The organism is uncultured Reyranella sp. (genome assembly GCF_945957355.1).
Lineage (GTDB): Bacteria > Pseudomonadota > Alphaproteobacteria > Reyranellales > Reyranellaceae > Reyranella.
In genome coordinates this window covers 68,738-86,647 of record NZ_CAMFKM010000016.1, presented here as the reverse complement: position 1 = coordinate 86,647, position 17,910 = coordinate 68,738, and the positions used below count along the sequence as shown (strand labels likewise).

Here is a 17,910-nt window from a genome sequence, read left to right as displayed (position 1 = left end):
CCGCGGGGCCGCCTTTTTCGTCCGTTCGCGGCGAGGCTAGATATGCTGCGGGCTCCGCTCGCCCGGGCTGCGACCGCCGCCCTTTGCGCCAGCGGTCGCGGCCTTGAGCACGGCCAGATAGCCAGGCTTCAGCTCCATCGACAGGCGATGGCCGCCGTCCACCAGGGCCCGATGCGCCTGTGGCAGGCGCCAGCACGGCACGAACATGAACAGGTGATGCTCGAGGTGGTAGTTGACCCAATAAGGCGCCACCAGGAGTCTCATCAGGGGGTTCGCATAGGTGGTCCGCGTGTTGCGCAGCGGATCGTCATTGTCCGGCACGACGGCGTGCTCGGCGATGTTCCGGATGCGACTGACGAGTTGGTACCAGGTGGCGAGCGGCAGCAGCCACATCACCGGGTAGAGCCACCAATATCCGGCGGCCGAAAGTCCCGCGAGCAGAACGAGGTTCGCGATCAGCGGGCCCTTCTCCTTGCGCCACAGGTTTCCGAGCTGCCCGGCGGGCGGCGCGTCCGTCGGCCCCAGCGCACGACGGATCTGCTCCCCGCGCCTCAGGAACGCTGTCTGGCCGGTCAGGTCCCGCACGATCTTGCGGCGCAGGCTGGCACGGCTGGTCGGGAAGGCGGCCGACAGACCGAGATCGGGATCCTCGGCCTGCTGCGTGAACCGGTGATGCTGCAAGTGATACGGCCGGTAGAGCGTCAGGCTGGTGAACACCGGGAAGGCGCAGAGCCAGCTTCCCACCCAGTCGTTGAGGCGCCGGTCGGCCAGGAGCAGCCCGTGCGCTGCGTCATGCATCAGGATGGCAATTCCGAGCTGGCGGCCACCGATCACCATCACGCCCAGCAGAAAGGTGAACGGATTGGGCCACCAGGCGAACAGCACCATGCTGGCGGCGATCACCGCCCAGGCATGCAGCACGAGCAGTGCCCCGACGAGGTTCGATTTGGCGCCGAGCCTGCGCGTCTGCTCCAGGGTCAGGAAGTTTCCGATCCTGCTCATTCCGGGAGGCTGGTCGCGGCACGCGCGACTGTCAACGGCGGCGCAGGGCCGGTATATGTTGACCACATGCAACGCAAATCCATCCGCACCGACGTTCTCGACGTCACCTACGAGGAACACGGGCCGCCCGACGGCGCGCCGGTGATCCTGCTGCACGGCTTCCCCTACGATGTGCGCGCCTATGATGAGGTTGCGCCGGCCCTGGCCGCCAACGGAAACCGTGTGCTGGTGCCGTACCTGCGGGGCTATGGTCCGACCCGCTTTCTGTCGCCGGACACGCTGCGATCGGGCGAGCAGGCGGCGCTGGGACACGATCTGCTCCAGCTGATGGACGTGCTGCGCATCCAGCGTGCCGCGCTCGCAGGCTACGACTGGGGCGGTCGTGCGGCCTGCATCGTGTCTGCCCTGTGGCCCGAGCGCGTGCGCTGTCTGGTGAGCTGCACCGGATACAACCTCCAGAACATCGCAGCCTCGGTGGAACCCGCCGCCGCCGCGGAGCACCGCCTCTGGTACCAGTACTATTTCAATACAGAGCGCGGACGCGCCGGCCTCACGAAGAACCGCCGCGACATCTGCAGGCTTCTGTGGAGCCTGTGGTCGCCGGAATGGAAATTCGACGAGGCGACATTCGGGAGGACGGCCTCCTCGTTCGACAATCCCGACTTCGTCGACGTGGTGATCCAGTCGTACCGCCATCGCTACGGCTACGCCAAGGGAGACCCCCTGCTGGAGCCGATCGAGGCGCTGCTCGCCAAGCAACCGGTCATCCCGGTGCCCACCATCAACCTCCACGGTGCCGCCGACGGTGTGGGCCCTGCCTCCGACCGCGACGGACAATCCGACAAGTTCACCGGCGGCTATGAGCGGCGAATGCTGCCGCGCATCGGCCACAACGTCCCCCAGGAGGCGCCGGCGGAGACCGTGGCGGCCCTGGGCCATCTCATGAAGGAAACGCTACAATGACCTCCATCGCCCTGATCGGCTCCACCGGCAATATCGGCAGCCGCGTCCTCGACGAGGCGCTTTCGCGCAAGCATAGCGTGACGGCGATCACGCGCGACGCCTCCAAGCTGAAGCCGCGCGCCGGCATGACCATCCGGCAGGGCAGCACGACCGACGCCGTGTCCATGGCGGCCATCCTCAAGGGCCACGACATCGTGGTGGCGTCGGTGAAGTGGAACGAGGCCAGCGTCCATCACGTGCTGGAGGCGGTGCGCAACAGCGGCGTGAAGCGCGCGCTGTTCGTGGTCGGCGCCGGCAGCCTGCTGCGCGCCGACGGCCGCACGCATCTCGATCACATGGCCGATCGCGGCATCCAACCGCCGACCTCCAAGCCCGCGTCGCTGGCGCTGGAGGAGATTCGCAAGGTGAAGGACCTCGACTGGACGGCGATCTCGCCGCCGACATCGATCCAGCCGGGCGAGCGGACCGGGAAGTTCCGCCTCGGCAAGGATCACATGCTCGAGGACGAGGACGGCCAGAGCGCCATCAGCCGCGAGGACTTCGCGGTCGCCATCGTGAACGAAATCGAGAAGCCCAAGCACATCCGCAAGCGCTTTACGGCGGCGTACTGAGGCCCGTGGAGCGCGCCTACTCCAGCGTCTCCAGCAGGCGCGCGCAGAGGTAGGTGCGCGGCTCCAGCGACGAATAGTAGATCTGTTCGGTGACGGCATGGGCGCCCTTGCCGTCGGCGCCCAGACCGTCGAGGGTCGGGATGCCGAGCGCGGCTGTGAAGTTGCCGTCGCTGCCGCCGCCGGTCAGGGGAACATCGTTCAGTTCCTTGCCGATCTCGCGATAGATCGCCTGCGCCTTCTGGAAGAGATCGGTGATGCCTGCGTCCTTCTGGTAGGGCGGCCGATTCATGCCGCCTTCGACCGAGAGCTCGACGTCCTTGCCGATCGGCTCCAGGTTCAGGAACCAGTGCGTCATTTCCTCGGCCAATTGCATGCTGGGCACGCGCAGGTCGACGTCGATCGAGCATTCGGCCGGCGTCACGTTGACCCCCGAGCCGCCGCGGATCAGGCCGACGTTGCAGGTGATGCCGCGGGCATAATCGGTCTTCTCTTCGATGCGCACGATCTGGCGGGCGATCTCCAGGATGGCACTGCGGCCGTCCTCGTGGCGCACCCCGGCATGGGCGGCGCGGCCCTTCGCGGTCAGCGTAAACCGGCCGACTCCCTTGCGCGACGTCACGACCTTGTCGCCGTCGCGGCCGGGCTCCATCACCAGCGCATACTTGTGGCCCTTCGCCGCTTCCTCGATGCGGGCCCGCGAGGTCGGACTGCCGACCTCTTCCTCGGGGACGAAGAGGAAAGTGACGGGCAGCTTCGTGCGCTTGCCCTGGCGAATCAGGTGCCTCAGCGCGTAGTAGGCGATGTAGCCGCCTGACTTCATGTCGTAGATGCCGGGACCGAAGACGCTATCGCCTTCCCGGCGGATCTTCAGCTCCGTCTCCTTCATCCCGAGCGGGTGGACCGTGTCGAGATGGGCAAGGACCAGAATGCCCTTGCCCTGCCCCGTGCTCCACTCGGCCGGGGTCTTCGCTTCAAGGATGTCGCCGAAGCCGTCACGGCCCGGCGTGCGCTCCAGGTCGAGGCCAAGGTCGCGGAACTGGCCCTCGACCTTGTCGACCATGACATTGACCGCCTTCGCGTCGTGGCTCGGGCTCTCGATCTCGATCCACTCGACGATACCTTCCAGGATTTCCTTGGGGTCGATCCTGGGCTCGTTCTTCATGCGCTCGGCGGCCATCGTCGTCAGTCCTCTATGCTCAGATCGGATCCCAGGTGAAGTACTCGGGCGAGCGCTTCAGGTCCGTGAAGTAGGGCTTCATCGACGGCACGGCATGCTCGGCAATGTCCTCCAGGGTCCAGCCTTCGGAGTTATGCACGGACCGTACCGGACGGTTGGCGTTGAACAGCATGATCTCGTTCATGCGCACGCCGAAGATCTGCGAGGTGATGCCCTGCTCCTGGGCCGAGTCCGACAGGAGGTACACCGCCATCGGCGCGATCTTGGCCGGGGTCATCTTCTTGGAGCGCTCCAGGCGCGCCTTCTGGGCCTCGGTATCGGCGGGGATCGTGCCAATCATGCGCGTCCACGCGAACGGCGAGATGCAGTTGGAGCGGACGTTGAAGGCCGCCATGTCGAGCGCGATCGAGCGCGACAGGCCGATGATGCCCATCTTGGCCGCCGAGTAGTTGGCCTGGCCGAAGTTGCCGACGAGACCGGACGTCGAGGTGAAGTGCACGAAGGCGCCGGACTTCTGTTCCTTGAAGTAGTTGGCGGCGGCGCGGCTGGTGTTGAACGAGCCGTTCAGATGCACGTCGATCACCATCTTCCAGTCCATGTGGCTCATGCGATGGAAGATGCGGTCGCGCAGGATGCCGGCATTGTTGATGACGCCGTCGATGCGGCCGAAATTCTCGACTGCCGCCTTGACCATGCGCTCGGCGCCGGCCGGATCGGCCACGCTGTCGCCGTTCGGGACCGCCTGGCCACCGGCCGCCGCGATCTCGGCGCAGACCTTCTCGGCCGCCGTCGCGCTGCCGCTGCCCTCGCCGTCGACCGCGCCGCCGAGATCGTTGACCACGACCTTCGCGCCCTCGCGGGCGGCCAGCAGCGCCATCTCGCGGCCGATGCCGCCGCCCGCGCCGGTTACCAGCACGACCTTGTCCTTCAGCATGTTCGTCATCGTCTTCTCTCTCCCTCTTCTAATTATCCAGTTTCGGGGCGCGCGGCTCACCGCGCAACAGTCGTGCGCTCAGCACCGTCGCGATCGCGAACGGCGTGAGCCCGATCACCATCGGCATCGCGACATAGCGACTGCCGACGACGGTGAGAGCCGCCACCGCGACCGTGCCCATGGCGCCCATGCCCATCTGGGCGAGGCCGGCCAGCGACGAAGCGGTGCCGGCCAGGCGCGGATAGAGTCCCACGGCGCCGGCATTGGCGTTAGCCACGATCATGCCGGTGCCGAAGCTCAGCAGCATGTGCGGGCCGACGATGGCCCACCAGGTGACGATACCGGACAGCGAAAGAGCCGCCATGCCGACCAGTGCAGCCACGTGAAACCAGCCCGAGAACATGATGATGTCGACCGGCGCGACCCTGCCGACCAAGCGGTTGTTCACGAAGGTGCCGAGCGTGAAGCCGCCGACCGAGAGCAGCACGATCAGGCCGAACTCACGCGGACTGAAACCCATGCTCTCCTGCAGCACGAAAGGCACGCCCGCCAGCATTCCGAAATTGAGAGCAAAGGCAAAGCCCAGCGGCAGGATATGACCGAGGAAGCGGCGGTCGCGCAGCATTTCGCCAGAGCCGCGCAACAGGCTCGACAAATCGATCCGCTCGCTGCGGAACTTGTTGGTCTCGCGCAGGCCCGCCAGCGTCACCAGGAACAGGATGGTGCCGAAGCCGCCGACGAACCAGAAGGTCGCCCGCCAGCTCGACCATTCGCCGAGGAATCCGCCGATCGTCGGCGCCAGCGACGGCGCGATGTTCTGGCCGAGCGAGATCCAGCTCATGACCAGCGGCATTTCCTTGAACGTGTAGGCATCGCGCGTCAGCGCGCGGCCCAGCACCGATCCCGAGGCCGCCCCCAGCCCCTGCAGGATGCGCAGCCCGATCAACCCGCCGATCGACGGCGCGAAGGAACAGGCGAAGCTGGTGATCGCAAAGAACAGGAGGCCGCCCAGCAGGACCGGCCGGCGCCCGTAGCGGTCGCTGAGCGGACCGTAGAAGAGCTGGCCGACCGCGAAGCCCAGCATGTAGGTGGTCAGCGTCAGCTTCACGTTTTCCGGCGTCGCCAGCAGCTCGTGCCCGACCGACGGCATGACCGGCGTATAGATGCTCATGGTGAGCGGGCCGAAGCTGCCCAGTGCCACCAGAAGCGCAATGTAGGCGGGCGACCGCGGTGTCAGGTTCACTTGGCTTTCGCCTCTGCTGCGCCCTCAGCGCCGAAATCGCCGCCCAGCGCCATCTCCTCCTGCGCCTTCGCCATGCGCGGGTAGTAGTGGCGGAAGGCGCCGCGGATCTCCTCGAACGGGATGTCGGCGAAGACGCCGCGATAGGCGAGATATTCCATGTGGCGGCGGCCGCTGAGGTCGAACGGGTGGTAGATCGAGTCGCCCACGGCGTCCCAGTCGAGCGGCTTCAGTCCGAACTTGTCGGTGAGTTCGCGGTTGAAGGCTGGCGTCGCCTTGACCCAGCGCCCGCCCAGCCAGACATCGGTGTAGCCGTGATAGTAGAAGACGTCGCTGCCCATCAGCTCCGACAATCGCTTCGTCGTCATGTGATTGCGCACGTCGGCATAGCCAAGGCGCGCCGGAATGCCGGCGGCCCGGCAGACCGCGGCCAGGACGCCCGCCTTGTTCACGCAGTATCCGTGCCCCGCCGCGACAGTCGTGCTGGCCCGATAGGCGTCGCGCTTCATCGGCGTGTTGTAGGGATCGTAGCGCAGCTCGTCGCGCACGGTGTAGTAAAGACGCAGTGCCTTCTCCTGGTCACTGCCATCGCCCGCCACGCGCCTTGCGTAGGCCACGATTATCGGGTGTTGTGAATCGATCAAGTCGCCTGGAAGCCGGTAGGCCTCGAAGCTGGCGCCGTCACGAACGACGTCGTCGGCCGGGGTCTTGAGTGATTCGTAATCCATGTGCGGCGTTTTCTTTAAGGCAAGAGGCAGGAAAGTCCATGAGCGACGGCGCGCAATTCACCCATGCGCATATGGTGCGCTTCGAGAGGCACCTCCCCGCCCCGCCGGCACTGGCGTGGGGTTATCTGGCGGATCCCAGCCGCCTGCCCGGCTGGTATGGCGACAGCAAGATCGAGCCGAGGGTGGGTGGCGCCGTGTCGCTGATGGGCGGCCACATCCGCGGCGTCGTCACGCAATGGCAGCCGCCCGGCCGGCTGGCTTACACATGGAACGTGTACAATCCGGGCGACGCCACCTCGCCCTACCCCGAATCCTACGTGATCCTGACCCTGGCACCGGCGGCCGGAGGCTCCGTCTTCACCCTGGAACACCTGCCGGTGCTGGACTCGTTCGTGAAGCTGAATGCCATGGGCTGGCACACGTTCATCGACATGGTCGACGCTGCGGTCCGCGGCGAGCCCGTACAGGGGCGCGACTACTACATGGCCGAGAATGCCAGGCAGTACGGCGTCGACCTGGACAATCCGCTGGGATGAGATTCAGAGTGACGGCGGGGCATCGGCGTCCGACTTGACCAGGAAGTGCGCGTTGGCGGTGGCGACGGGGCGCGACCTGTCCTCCTGCCAGGCTTCGGCGAAGACGTTGACCATGCGGCGGCCCTGCTTGGTGACCTTGGCGCAGGCGATCACGTCCACCGGGCGTGCCGAGCGCAGGTAGTCGACGGTGATGTTGACGATCTTCGGCACCGTCTCGGTCTCCGTCTCCCACAGGAGATGGAATATCGCCGCCATCTCGAGCATCGCGCCCAGGGTGCCGCCATGGATCGCCGGCAGGAAGGTGTTGCCGATCAGCTCCGGGTGATAGCGCATGCGGGTCAGCAGCTCGCCGGTGCCGTTTTCCGGCGCGATCTGCATCCAGCGTGCATAGGGGATGGCCTCGGCAAGGCGCGCGACGTTGCCTTCCTTGCGGGCCTCGGCAAGGCGTTCGAGAAGCGCGCTCACGGCTTGTCCCCCAACGGCAGCCGGTTCGGCTTGCCCTTGGTGCCTAGCATGAAGGTTCCGGCAGCGGCCGCGATCGGGTCCTTGGCGTCGCCGTGATGGGCGAAGGCGCGGGTGAAGGCTACCGACCGGGTGATGCGATAGCACTCGGCCTCGGCGATCACCGGCTTGCCGGGCTCTGCCGGCCGCACATAATCGATGCGCAGGTCGAGCGTCGCGAAGGGCTCCGGCGCCTTCAGCATGGTGGCGACGGACATCCCGCAGCAGCCGTCGAGCATGGCGGTGAGCGGACCGCCCGCCAGCACGCCGGTCTCGGGATTGCCAACCAGCTCCTCACGCCACTCGAGCTGCATCGAGGCGAATCCGCGTGAGGCGCCGATCACCTTCAGGCCCAGCGCCTTGTTGTGCGGGATGTTGTCGGAAAACCATTGCTGGAAGAGCGCGATGCGCGCGTCCTTGTCCATCTAGAACCCCATCTGACGGGCGGCAAGATCCTTCATGATCTCGGTCGAGCCGCCACCGATCGACATGACCTTGGTCTCGCGATAGATGCGCTCGACCTTGGCGCCGCGCAGGTAGCCCGCGCCGCCGAAGACCTGCATCGCCTCGTTGGCGCAGAATTCCATGGTCGAGGTCGCAAGGTTCTTCAGCATGCAGATCTCCGCGACCGGTTTCTCGCCCTGCCCGACCCTGTAGGCCAGCAGCTCGAGCGTCGATTTCACGGCGTTGATCCGCATCGCCATGTCGACCAGCCGGTGACGCACCACCTGGTTGGCGATCAGCGGCTTGCCGAACGTATGGCGCTCCCGGGCATAGGCGATGGCCTCGTCGAGGCACACCTTCGCATAGCCGCAGGCGCCGGCCGACATGCCCAGCCGCTCGGAATTGAAGTTCAGCATGATGCCGATGAAACCGCGATTCTCCTCGCCGATCAGGTTCTCGACCGGGACCTTCACATTGTCGAAGAAGAGCTGGGCCGTATCGGACGCCCACCATCCCATCTTCTTCAGCTTGGTGCGCCCGAAGCCCTCGCGCTCGCGCTCGATCAGCAACAGGGAGACACCGCCCGCCCCCGGACCGCCGGTGCGTACCGCCACGGTGTAGTAGTCGGCGCGCATGCCCGAGGTGATGAACATCTTGGAGCCGTTGACGACATAGTGGTCGCCCTCGCGCCGTGCCGTGGTCTTGAGATTGGCGACGTCAGAGCCGCCGCTGGGTTCGGTGATGGCGAGTGCGCTGATCTTCTCGCCGGCCAGCACCTCCGGCAGCACCTTGCGCTTCATCCATTCCGGCCCCAGCGCCGCGATGGGCGGCGAGCCGATCGTATGGCTGTTGAGGCTGGCATTGAGACCGCCGCTGCCGTGGCGCGCCATCTCCTCGGCCTTGACGATGCCGAAGAACGGATCGGTCGGAACGCCGCCATATTCCTCGGGAAATCCCAGCTGCATCAGCCCTGCAGCCGAGGCCTTGCGGTAGAGTTCGCGCGGGAATTCCTCGGCTTCATCCCACTGGTCGACATGGGGCATGATCTCGCGCTCGACGAAGCGCCGCACGGTGCTTCGGAACGCCTCGTGCTCCTCGGTATAGAACGGCGACGGCGGCCTCCCCGACGGGATGGCCTGCTCGGCGAGCGACATGAATTTCTCCGGTAACGAGCGTTCGATCGCGCAACAGTACAGCGCGCCGGCTGAAAATCCATTGACTCTCCGCCGCGCCGCCATGTCTTATGATTCAAGTTAAACGCGAAGCCACAAACGGCCGGTTGACAGGGTTAGGGAATGCTCGACTTCATCCAGCAGCTGGTGAGCGGTATCGCGCTCGGCTGTGTCTACGGCCTCATCGCACTGGGCTTCGTCCTCATCTACAAGGCGACAGAGGTCGTGAATTTCGCCCAGGGCGACCTGATGATGCTGGGCGGCTTCTTCGTTTTCACCTTCATCGGCCTGATGGGCCTCGACTACTGGCTGGGCTTCCTGTTCGCGGTCTGCGCCATGGCAGTCTTCGGCATGGCGACCGAGCGAATACTGATCCGGCCGATCCTGGGCTATCCGCAATTCTCCATCGTCATGGCTACCATCGGGCTGGGATATTTCCTGCGCTCGGTCGCCGGCATGATCTGGGGCACCGACGACCTCAAGATCGAGACCCCCTTCTCGACCGGTGTCTTCAAGCTGGGTGACCTGGTCATCGCTCACGACAAGCTGTCGGTGATCGTGGCCACCGTCATCCTGTGCGCCGTGCTCTACGCCTTTTTCAACTACACGCGGATGGGCACCGCCATGCGCGCCACGTCGGAGAACATGCTGGCTGCCTATTACATGGGCATCCCGGTCAAGCGGGTCGTTTCGCTGATCTGGGCGATCAGCGCCGCGGTGGCGGCGACCGCCGGCGTGCTGCTGGCGCCGATCACATTCATCCATTCCAACGTCGGCCTCGCCCTCGGCCTGAAGGCCTTCCCGGCCGCGGTCCTGGGCGGCTTCGGCTCGATCCCCGGCGCGCTGATCGGTGGCCTGATCATCGGCGTCATCGAGACCCTGGCCGGCTTCTATCTGCCGCAGGGCTGGAAGGACGTCGCCCCCTATGTCGTGCTGCTGATCGTCCTGCTGGTCCGGCCGCATGGGCTGTTCGGCCCCAGCATGCGCAAGAAGGTCTAAGCCCATGCGTTTCGTCTTCAAGACAGACTACGACCAGGACATCCGCCTCCTGAAGCACAGCGGCTACTGGTGGTCCTATGGCGTGCTGCTGGCGGCGCTGATCGCCTTCCCCTACCTGGTCGGCAGCTATCTGCAGAGCCAGATCGTCTTCGTGTTCATCTACGCCATCGTCGGCGTGGCGCTGATCATCCTCACCGGCTTCACTGGCCAGGCCTCGCTGGGCCACGCCGCCTTCCTCGCGATCGGCGCCTATACCGCGGGCTTCCTGCAAAGCCAGGGCATATCCTTCATCGTGTATTTCCCGGCGGCCGCGATCATCACCGGCGCCGTGGGCGCGATGGTCGGCTTCCCGGCGCTGCGTCTCAGCGGCATCTACCTTGTGATCGCCACCATCGCCTTCGCTTTCATCGTCGAGGAGATCCTCGCGCGCTGGGAATCGGTAACGCACGGCAACGAGGGCATGCGGGTCCGTACGCTCGACCTGCTCGGCCAGCCGATACCGCGCGACGGCGACGCCTTCTATTTCCTTTGCCTGCTGGTGCTGGTGGGATCGATCCTGCTGGCGCTGAACCTGCTGCGCTCGCCCACCGGCCGCGCCTTCATCGCCATCCGCGACTCCGAGACCGCGGCCAAGAGCATGGGCATCGACCTCGCCGGCTACAAGGTGAAGTCCTTCGCCATCAGCGCTGCCCTCACTGGCATGGCGGGCGTGCTGTTCGCCCACAAGATGTCCTTCATCTCGCCCGAGATGTTCACCCTGCTGCTCTCGATCGAGTTCATCATGGTGATCATCATCGGCGGCGCCTTCGGGGTGCATGGCGCGGTGCTGGGCGCGATCTTCATCGTCATGGTCGATCCCTTCCTGACGGCCCTGAAGGACGACGTGCCGGTGCTGGGCGCCAGCCTCGCCACTACGCTCGGCATGTCGTCCGAGGGTGCCGGGAAGCTGCGCGACACTATGTCGGCGATCGGCTCGGCCGCCGGCCTCAAGGGCGCGATCTACGGCCTGATCATCATGATGTTCATCCTGTTCGAGCCCTACGGCCTCTACGGGCGCTGGCTCAAGGTGAAGCTCTTCTTCCAGCTGTTCCCGCTCTACAAGAAGGCCACCTTCAAGCGACAGAAGACCTACGTGAAGTCGGAGCGCAACCGATGAGCTTCTTCACGGTCGACGGCATCTCGCTGCAGTTCGGCGGCCTTAAAGCCGTCGACAGCGTGAGCTTCAGCGTCGAGAAGGGTGAGATCTTCACCATCATCGGCCCCAACGGCGCCGGCAAGACCTCGATCTTCAACCTGATCTCTCGGCTCTACGACCCGACCTCGGGCAAGCTGTTCTTCGAGGGGCGAGACATCACCGAGGTGCCGGCACACCAGATCGCCAAGCTCGGCATCGCCCGCACCTTTCAGAACATCGAGCTGTTCGAAAACGCCACCATGCTGGCCAATCTGCTGGTCGGGCGGCATTGCCACGCCACCACCCAGCTCTGGCAGGAAGTCCTGTTCCTGCCCTCCGTCCGCCGCGCCGAGAAGGAGCACCGCCGCAAGGTCGAGGAGGTGATCGAGTTCCTCGACCTCCAGGCCTATCGCGAGAAGCTGATCGCGGGCCTGCCCTACGGGGTGCGCAAGGTGGTCGAGGTCGCCCGCGCGCTGTGCTCGGAGCCGAAGCTGATCCTGCTGGACGAGCCCTCCTCCGGCCTCAACGTCGAGGAAACCGACGACATGTCGTTCTGGATCCGCGACATCCGGACGGAACTGGGCGTCACGGTACTGATGGTCGAGCACGACATGAGCCTGGTGAACCGCGTGTCCGACCGTGTGCTGGCGCTGAACTACGGCAAGGTGCTGGCCTCCGGCACGCCGGCCGAAGTCCAGGCCCATCCCGACGTCATCGCGGCCTATCTCGGCGCCTGAGAGGAGCGGACATGAGCGACGACCCGATCCTCAAGGTCTCGAACATCGAGAGCTACTACGGCCCGATCATGGCCATCCGCGGGGTCAGCCTCGCCGTGCCGCGCGGCAAGATCATCACCGTGCTGGGCGCAAACGGCGCCGGCAAGACGACGATCCTCAAGACCATCTCCGGCGTCCTCGACCCGCTCAAGGGCACGATCGAGTTCGAGGGCAAGGCGATCCAGCGCATGGATGCCGACAAGATCGTGCGGCTCGGCCTCAGCCATGTGCCGGAAGGCCGCGAGGTCTTTCCCTTCCTCTCGATCCGCGAGAACCTGGCGATGGGCGCCTTCCTGCGCACGGACCGCGACGGCGTCGCCCGCGACCTGGATAAGGTCTTCGGCTATTTCCCGCGCCTCAGGGAGCGCATCGACCAGCCGGCCGGCTCGCTGTCGGGCGGCGAGCAGCAGATGCTGGCGATCAGTCGCGCGCTGATGAACCGGCCGAAGCTGCTGCTGCTCGACGAACCTTCGCTGGGGCTTTCGCCGCTGCTGGTGAAGGAGATCTTCAGCATCATCCGCCGCGTCAACGCCGAGGAAGGCACGTCGATCCTGCTGGTCGAGCAGAATGCCAAGATGGCGCTGGAGACGGCCCATTACGGCTACGTGCTCGAGGTCGGCAGGGTCGTGATGGACGATACCTGCGAGCGGCTGATGAACAGCAAGGACATCCAGGAATTCTATCTCGGCGCCAAGGAAGAGAGCGCCCGCGGCGAACGTCGCTGGAAGAAGAAGAAGAACTGGCGCTGACGGGAACGAGGAAGCCATGCCCATCAAAGCGACGCTGACGGTTGCCGAGACCCTGCCCAAGAGCTTCGTGCTCTCCTGCAAGACGCGCGGCGACAGGCCGGCAATGCGCGAGAAGCTCTATGGCATCTGGAATGCGATTTCCTGGACCCAGTGGCTGGAGCGCTCGAAGTCCGTCACCTTCGCCCTGCACGAGATGGGTTTCCGGCCGGGAGACGTCGCCTCGGTGCTGGCCAACACGGTGCCGGAATGGAACTACGCCGACTTCGGCATCCTGTGCGCGGGCGGCGTGTCATCCGGCATCTATCCCACCGACTCGGCCAAGCAGGTTGAATACCTGATCAACGATTCGAGGACGTCGGTCCTGTTCGTCGAGGACGACGAGCAGCTCGACAAGGCGCTCGACGTGCGCGGGCGCTGTCCCACCCTGCGCAAGATCGTGGTGTTCGACATGGAGGGCCTGCGCACCTTCAACGACCCGATGGTCGTCTCGCTGGACGAGTTCATGGCGTCGGGCCGCAACTACGGTCAGGGCAAGGACGCGCTGTTCGAGGAACTGGTGGCCTCTCGCAAGCCGGACGATCTCGCCATCCTGGTCTACACCTCGGGCACGACCGGACCGCCGAAGGGGGCGATGCACAGCCATCGCAACGTCGTCTACACGATGCAGAACTGTATGCATCCCGAACTGTCGCTGTCCTGGTACGAAGGCGACGAGCGGCTGGCCTTCCTGCCGCTCTGCCATGTCGCCGAGCGCATCGCCGGCAGCTACTACTCGGTCGCGACCGGCGTCTGCAGCAACTTCGCCGAGAGCCCCGAGACGGTGCCCGACAATATCCGCGAGGTGCAGCCCACCCTGTTCGGTGCCGTGCCGCGCGTCTGGGAGAAGTTCTACGCCGGCATCACGATCGCCCTGAAGGATGCGACACCGCTGCAGCAATGGGCGTACCGGCGCGCGCTCTCGGCCGGCCTCGCCATCGCCGATGCGCGGCTGGCGCGGCGTGCGCCGACCGCGCTCGAGAAGCTGCGCTTCCAGGTCGCCTACTGGCTGGTGTTGAAGAATATCCGCCGCATGATCGGCCTCGACCGCTGCCGCTGGCTGTTTACGGGAGCCGCGCCGATCTCGCCGGAGCTGATCCGCTGGTATCTGGCGCTCGGCCTCGACATGTACGAGGTCTACGGGCAGACGGAAAATTGCGGCCTGGCGACCGCGATGCCCGCGAACGGCATCAAGCTCGGCACGGTCGGCAAGTCGGTACCCTACGGCCAGGTCGCGATCTCGCCGGCCGGTGAGATCCTGATCAAGGGCGACATGGTGTTCATGGGCTACCTGAACCAGCCCGAGAAGACCGCCGAGACGGTCGACAAGGATGGCTGGCTGCACACCGGCGACGTCGGCCTGATCGACGAGGAAGGCTACGTCAAGATTACCGACCGGATGAAGGACATCATCATCACGGCGGGCGGCAAGAACATCACGCCGTCGGAGATCGAGAACCTGCTCAAGGCGTCGCCCTACATCAGCGACGCCGTCGTGATCGGCGACAAGCGCGCCTATCTCACCTGCCTCGTCATGATCGAGCGCGAGACGGTCGAGAAATTCGCCCAGGACATCGACGTACCGTTCACCAACTACACCAGCCTGTGCCGCGCCAAGGAAGTGCAGGACCTGATCTGGTCGGAGATCGAGAGGGTCAACACCAACTTCGCCCGGGTCGAGACGATCAAGCGCTTCTACCTCATCGAGCAGCAACTGACGCCCGAGGACGAGGAGCTGACGCCCACCATGAAGCTCAAGCGCTCCTTCGTGAACACCAAGTACAAGGACCAGATCGACGCGATGTACCGCCCGCAGGCTGCCTGAGCGGGGTGGCTCGCGGTCAAGAAACGGGGAACGAGTAAACCTAGTGGAGGAATCGAAGTGATGCGTACGTTTGGCGTAAAGGCCGCCTTGTTGGGCGGTGTGTTGAGCCTCGCCGCGCTGCCCGTGCTGGCGCAGCAGACCAAGGTCACCAACCAGGGCATCACGCCCACCGAGATCGTCCTGGGCACGCACCAGGATCTTTCGGGCCCGATCAAGTCGTGGGGCGTGCCCGTCACCAACGGCATGAAGATGGCCGTCGACGAGGTCAATGCGGCGGGCGGCATCAACGGCCGCAAGCTGAAGCTAATCGTCGAGGACGTGGGCTACGATCCCAAGCGCGCCGTCCTCGCGACGCAGAAGCTGGTCGAGAAGGACAAGATCTTCGCCATGCTGGCGCCGCTGGGCTCGCCCACCGTGCTGGCCGCGCAGGACATCCTGCTCGAGGCCGGCATCCCGCAGCTGTTCCCGGTCACCTCGGCCGAGTTCACCTACAAGATGGACCCTAAGAACCCGCAGGACCGGCTGAAGTTCAACAACGTGCCGCCCTACACCGAGAGCGTGCGCGCCGGCGCCCGCCACCTGATGCAGGAGAAGGGCAGCAAGAAGCCCTGCGTGATCTACCAAGACGATGAGTTCGGCAAGAACGTGCTCGATGGCTTCAATCAGGCCGTCAAGGACGCCAAGCTGACCGCTGCCTCGGTCACCAGCTACAAGCGCGGTGCCTCGGACTTCTCCTCGCAAGTCGCGAAGATGAAGTCGGACGGCTGCGACCTCGTCGTGCTCGGCACCATCGTTCGCGAGACCGTCGGCGTCATGGCAGAGGGCCGCAAGATCGGCTTCGCGCCGATCTATTTCGGCAGCACCGCGGCCAACGTGGTCGAGGTCCCCGCGCTCGGCAAGGACGTGACCGAAGGCTTCTATGCCGTGGGTGGCATGGAAATCCCCTATCGGGACACCTCGACCGGCAAGGCCAAGGAATGGGCGGAGGCCTATTACAAGCTCTACAACATGGAGCCGAACACCCAGTCGGCGCTGGGCTACAATGAGGTCATGACCTTCGCCCACTACGCCAAGCTGGCGGGCAAGGACCTGACTGGCGCCAAGTTCCTGGCGGCCATGGAGTCGGGTGACGTATTCCAGGACATCTTCAACTCGCCGCCGGTGAAGTTCTCGCCGACCGAGCATCTCTCGGCCACGGTCTACCTTCTGCAGCAGGTCAAGGACGGGCGCTGGGTCGTCCTGAAGCGCGACCTCAAGAACTGACTCCCTTCCTTCTCGTCGGATCAGGCCCGGGCGCCCCCCGGGCCTTTTCTTTTGCCTGCCGGAATCCTTCGTTTCGCCGTGCATAATTGCCGCGAAACTGATCTAATTCCGCACAAGTCGCGCAAAGCGACGACGGAGCGGGTCGTGCGCGCCGCCCGCCTGAGGAACAAAGAGCGCAGCAGTGGAGGAAACGGACAATGCATCTCAAGGCATTCGCGGTGACGCTTGCCTGCACGACGACGCTGGCGGCCATGCCGGCTCTCGCGCAGACCAAGGTCACCAACCAGGGCATCACGCCGACAGAGATCGTCATCGGCACGCATCAGGATCTCTCCGGCCCCATCAAGACCTGGGGCGTTCCCGTCGCCAACGGCATGAAGCTCGCCGTCGAGGAAATCAACGCGGCGGGCGGGATCAACGGCCGCAAGCTGAAGCTGATCATCGAGGACAGCGCCTACGACCCGAAGAAGGCCGTGCTCGCCAGCCAGAAGATGATCGAGAAGGACAAGGTGTTCGCCATGATCGGCGGCATGGGCTCAGCGCCGGTGATCGCCGCGCAGGACATCCTGTTCGACGCGGGCGTGCTGCAGCTCTTCCCGCTGACAGCGGCCGAATTCACCTACAAGTTCGACGCCGGCAAACCTCAGGAGCGGCTGAAGTTCAGCAACCTCCTGCCCTATGTGGAAAGTACCCGCGCGGCAGTGAAGTACATGGTCGAGTGGAAGAAGCCGACCAAGCCCTGCCTGATGTACCAGGACGACGAATACGGCAAGAACGTGCTCGACGGCTTCACCCAGCAGCTCGACGCCATGAAGCTGAAGCCCGCCTCGATCACCACCTACAAGCGCGGCGCGTCCGATTTCAGCGCCCAGATCGCCAAGATGAAGGCCGACGGCTGCGACCTCGTCGTGCTGGGCACCATCCTGCGCGAGACGATCGGCGCCATCGCCGAAGCGAAGAAGCTCGGCTGGGACGTCACCTTCCTCGGCGCGACGCCGACCAACATTCCCGACACGATCACGCTCGGCAAGGACGTGGTCGAGGGCTTCTATGCCGCCGGCGCCTTCGAGACCCCCTATGCCGACACCGCCAAGGGCAAGGTCAAGGACTGGGTCGAGGCATACAAGAAGATGTTCGGGACCGACGCGAACACGCAGTCCGTCATCGGCTATAACGCCGTCATGACGTTCGCGCACTATGCCAAGCTGGCGGGCAAGGACCTTACGGGCCAGAAGATGCTCGACGCGCTCGAGTCGGGAAACCCGTACCTCGACATCTTCAGCTCGCCGCCGAGCAAGTTCTCCAAGACCAACCATCTCGCGAACACCATCACGCAGGTGCAGCAGGTCAAGAACGGCCGCTGGGTCGTCATCAAGGAAGGCCTGGGCTTCTAGCCCCGGCTCCTGCCACAGATGCAAAACCCGGACGGTCGCCCGTCCGGGTTTTCTTTTCTTGAGCCGCCGCCGCGTGTCAGACCGGGGGCACCGGCACCTTGTTGCGGCGGAGTTCCTGCTGCAACACCGGGATCGCGGCGCCAGTCTGGCCCTCATGGCACTGGGCGATCGCCAGGCGTGCATTGATGTCGGCGTCGGTGTCGTCGTTGTCGCCGGCGCTGTCTCCCATGCCGCTCGCGACATACTCGCCATAAGCCCAGCTGAGCTTGCTGCAATAGGCGGCGGCCTGGGCCGCCGTCATCCCTGGGGGCGGACCGCTCGCCGTCTGGGTGCAGGCTGCCGCGAGCAGCGGCACCGCCGCAAGGCCAACGAATCGTGTCATGTGC

19 protein-coding genes are annotated in these 17,910 nt (G+C 65.1%); 10 read left to right on the top strand and 9 right to left on the bottom strand.

Annotated elements, in window-relative coordinates:
- Window positions 1-36: 36 nt before the first annotated feature.
- The gene (locus tag Q0Q48_RS22880) at window positions 37-1,002 is read right to left on the bottom strand and encodes a fatty acid desaturase family protein (protein ID WP_295143147.1); all 966 of its coding nucleotides are present in this window, start codon (window positions 1,000-1,002) and stop codon (window positions 37-39) included.
- A 66-nt stretch (window positions 1,003-1,068) separates the two neighbouring features.
- Between Q0Q48_RS22880 and Q0Q48_RS22875 the strand changes: the two genes are divergently transcribed.
- Both Q0Q48_RS22875 and Q0Q48_RS22870 read left to right on the top strand, forming a co-directional pair.
- On the top strand, window positions 1,069-1,965 hold the full coding sequence (locus Q0Q48_RS22875; RefSeq protein ID WP_295143145.1) for an alpha/beta hydrolase: 897 nt from the start codon (window positions 1,069-1,071) through the stop codon (window positions 1,963-1,965).
- Window positions 1,962-2,576 (top strand): NAD(P)H-binding protein, encoded by a 615-nt coding sequence (locus tag Q0Q48_RS22870; protein WP_295143142.1) that lies wholly within the window; start codon window positions 1,962-1,964, stop codon window positions 2,574-2,576. Before Q0Q48_RS22875 ends, Q0Q48_RS22870 begins: the two co-directional genes overlap by 4 nt.
- A 16-nt stretch (window positions 2,577-2,592) precedes the next feature.
- Here the strand turns inward: Q0Q48_RS22870 and Q0Q48_RS22865 are convergent, their stop codons facing one another.
- From Q0Q48_RS22865 to Q0Q48_RS22850, 4 genes are read right to left on the bottom strand one after another with little or no spacing between them, the layout of a single operon-like run.
- Window positions 2,593-3,753: a M20 family metallopeptidase gene (locus Q0Q48_RS22865; RefSeq protein ID WP_295143139.1), complete on the bottom strand. Its 1,161-nt coding sequence runs from the start codon at window positions 3,751-3,753 to the stop codon at window positions 2,593-2,595.
- A gap of 19 nt (window positions 3,754-3,772) precedes the next feature.
- Window positions 3,773-4,696 carry an SDR family NAD(P)-dependent oxidoreductase gene (locus tag Q0Q48_RS22860; protein WP_295143136.1) on the bottom strand — a complete coding sequence of 308 codons (924 nt, stop codon included), beginning with the start codon at window positions 4,694-4,696 and terminating at the stop codon, window positions 3,773-3,775.
- Window positions 4,697-4,715: 19 nt separating this feature from the next.
- A complete protein-coding gene (locus Q0Q48_RS22855; protein WP_295143132.1) occupies window positions 4,716-5,930 on the bottom strand; it encodes a multidrug effflux MFS transporter in 1,215 nt (404 codons plus the stop codon).
- On the bottom strand, window positions 5,927-6,655 hold the full coding sequence (locus Q0Q48_RS22850) for a transglutaminase family protein (protein ID WP_295143128.1): 729 nt from the start codon (window positions 6,653-6,655) through the stop codon (window positions 5,927-5,929). Before Q0Q48_RS22850 ends, Q0Q48_RS22855 begins: the two co-directional genes overlap by 4 nt.
- A 38-nt stretch (window positions 6,656-6,693) precedes the next feature.
- On the opposite strand from Q0Q48_RS22850, the gene Q0Q48_RS22845 reads away from it, so the two are divergent.
- Window positions 6,694-7,191, top strand: coding sequence for an SRPBCC domain-containing protein (locus Q0Q48_RS22845; RefSeq protein WP_295143123.1), 498 nt, complete (start codon window positions 6,694-6,696; stop codon window positions 7,189-7,191).
- 3 nt (window positions 7,192-7,194) lie between these two features.
- Here the strand turns inward: Q0Q48_RS22845 and Q0Q48_RS22840 are convergent, their stop codons facing one another.
- The 3 genes from Q0Q48_RS22840 to Q0Q48_RS22830 are packed head-to-tail and all read right to left on the bottom strand — an operon-like array spanning window position 7,195 to window position 9,290.
- Window positions 7,195-7,656: a PaaI family thioesterase gene (locus tag Q0Q48_RS22840; RefSeq protein WP_295143121.1), complete on the bottom strand. Its 462-nt coding sequence runs from the start codon at window positions 7,654-7,656 to the stop codon at window positions 7,195-7,197.
- On the bottom strand, window positions 7,653-8,117 hold the full coding sequence (locus tag Q0Q48_RS22835) for a PaaI family thioesterase (RefSeq protein ID WP_295143116.1): 465 nt from the start codon (window positions 8,115-8,117) through the stop codon (window positions 7,653-7,655). Before Q0Q48_RS22835 ends, Q0Q48_RS22840 begins: the two co-directional genes overlap by 4 nt.
- A complete protein-coding gene (locus Q0Q48_RS22830; protein WP_295143113.1) occupies window positions 8,118-9,290 on the bottom strand; it encodes an acyl-CoA dehydrogenase family protein in 1,173 nt (390 codons plus the stop codon).
- A 141-nt stretch (window positions 9,291-9,431) separates the two neighbouring features.
- Here Q0Q48_RS22830 and Q0Q48_RS22825 point away from each other — a divergent pair, with 141 nt between their 5' ends.
- The 7 genes from Q0Q48_RS22825 to Q0Q48_RS22795 all read left to right on the top strand — a co-directional run bounded on the left by Q0Q48_RS22825 (window position 9,432) and on the right by Q0Q48_RS22795 (window position 17,524).
- Entirely contained in the window at window positions 9,432-10,307 is an 876-nt protein-coding gene (locus Q0Q48_RS22825) for a branched-chain amino acid ABC transporter permease (protein ID WP_295143111.1), read from the top strand.
- A gap of 4 nt (window positions 10,308-10,311) precedes the next feature.
- Window positions 10,312-11,463, top strand: coding sequence for a branched-chain amino acid ABC transporter permease (locus Q0Q48_RS22820; protein ID WP_295143109.1), 1,152 nt, complete (start codon window positions 10,312-10,314; stop codon window positions 11,461-11,463).
- Window positions 11,460-12,218 carry an ABC transporter ATP-binding protein gene (locus tag Q0Q48_RS22815; protein ID WP_295143108.1) on the top strand — a complete coding sequence of 253 codons (759 nt, stop codon included), beginning with the start codon at window positions 11,460-11,462 and terminating at the stop codon, window positions 12,216-12,218. The genes Q0Q48_RS22820 and Q0Q48_RS22815 overlap by 4 nt, the downstream gene beginning before the upstream one ends.
- Before the next feature lie 11 nt (window positions 12,219-12,229).
- Entirely contained in the window at window positions 12,230-13,006 is a 777-nt protein-coding gene (locus tag Q0Q48_RS22810) for an ABC transporter ATP-binding protein (RefSeq protein WP_295143106.1), read from the top strand.
- Between the two features lie 16 nt (window positions 13,007-13,022).
- Window positions 13,023-14,867 (top strand): long-chain fatty acid--CoA ligase, encoded by a 1,845-nt coding sequence (locus Q0Q48_RS22805; RefSeq protein ID WP_295143103.1) that lies wholly within the window; start codon window positions 13,023-13,025, stop codon window positions 14,865-14,867.
- 60 nt (window positions 14,868-14,927) lie between these two features.
- Window positions 14,928-16,130 carry an ABC transporter substrate-binding protein gene (locus tag Q0Q48_RS22800; RefSeq protein ID WP_295143101.1) on the top strand — a complete coding sequence of 401 codons (1,203 nt, stop codon included), beginning with the start codon at window positions 14,928-14,930 and terminating at the stop codon, window positions 16,128-16,130.
- A gap of 197 nt (window positions 16,131-16,327) precedes the next feature.
- Complete coding sequence (locus Q0Q48_RS22795) at window positions 16,328-17,524, top strand: ABC transporter substrate-binding protein (protein WP_295143098.1); 1,197 nt, start codon at window positions 16,328-16,330, stop codon at window positions 17,522-17,524.
- Between the two features lie 76 nt (window positions 17,525-17,600).
- Here Q0Q48_RS22795 and Q0Q48_RS22790 read toward each other — a convergent pair whose 3' ends face one another.
- Complete coding sequence (locus tag Q0Q48_RS22790) at window positions 17,601-17,906, bottom strand: hypothetical protein (RefSeq protein ID WP_295143095.1); 306 nt, start codon at window positions 17,904-17,906, stop codon at window positions 17,601-17,603.
- Between the last annotated feature and the right edge of the window lie 4 nt (window positions 17,907-17,910).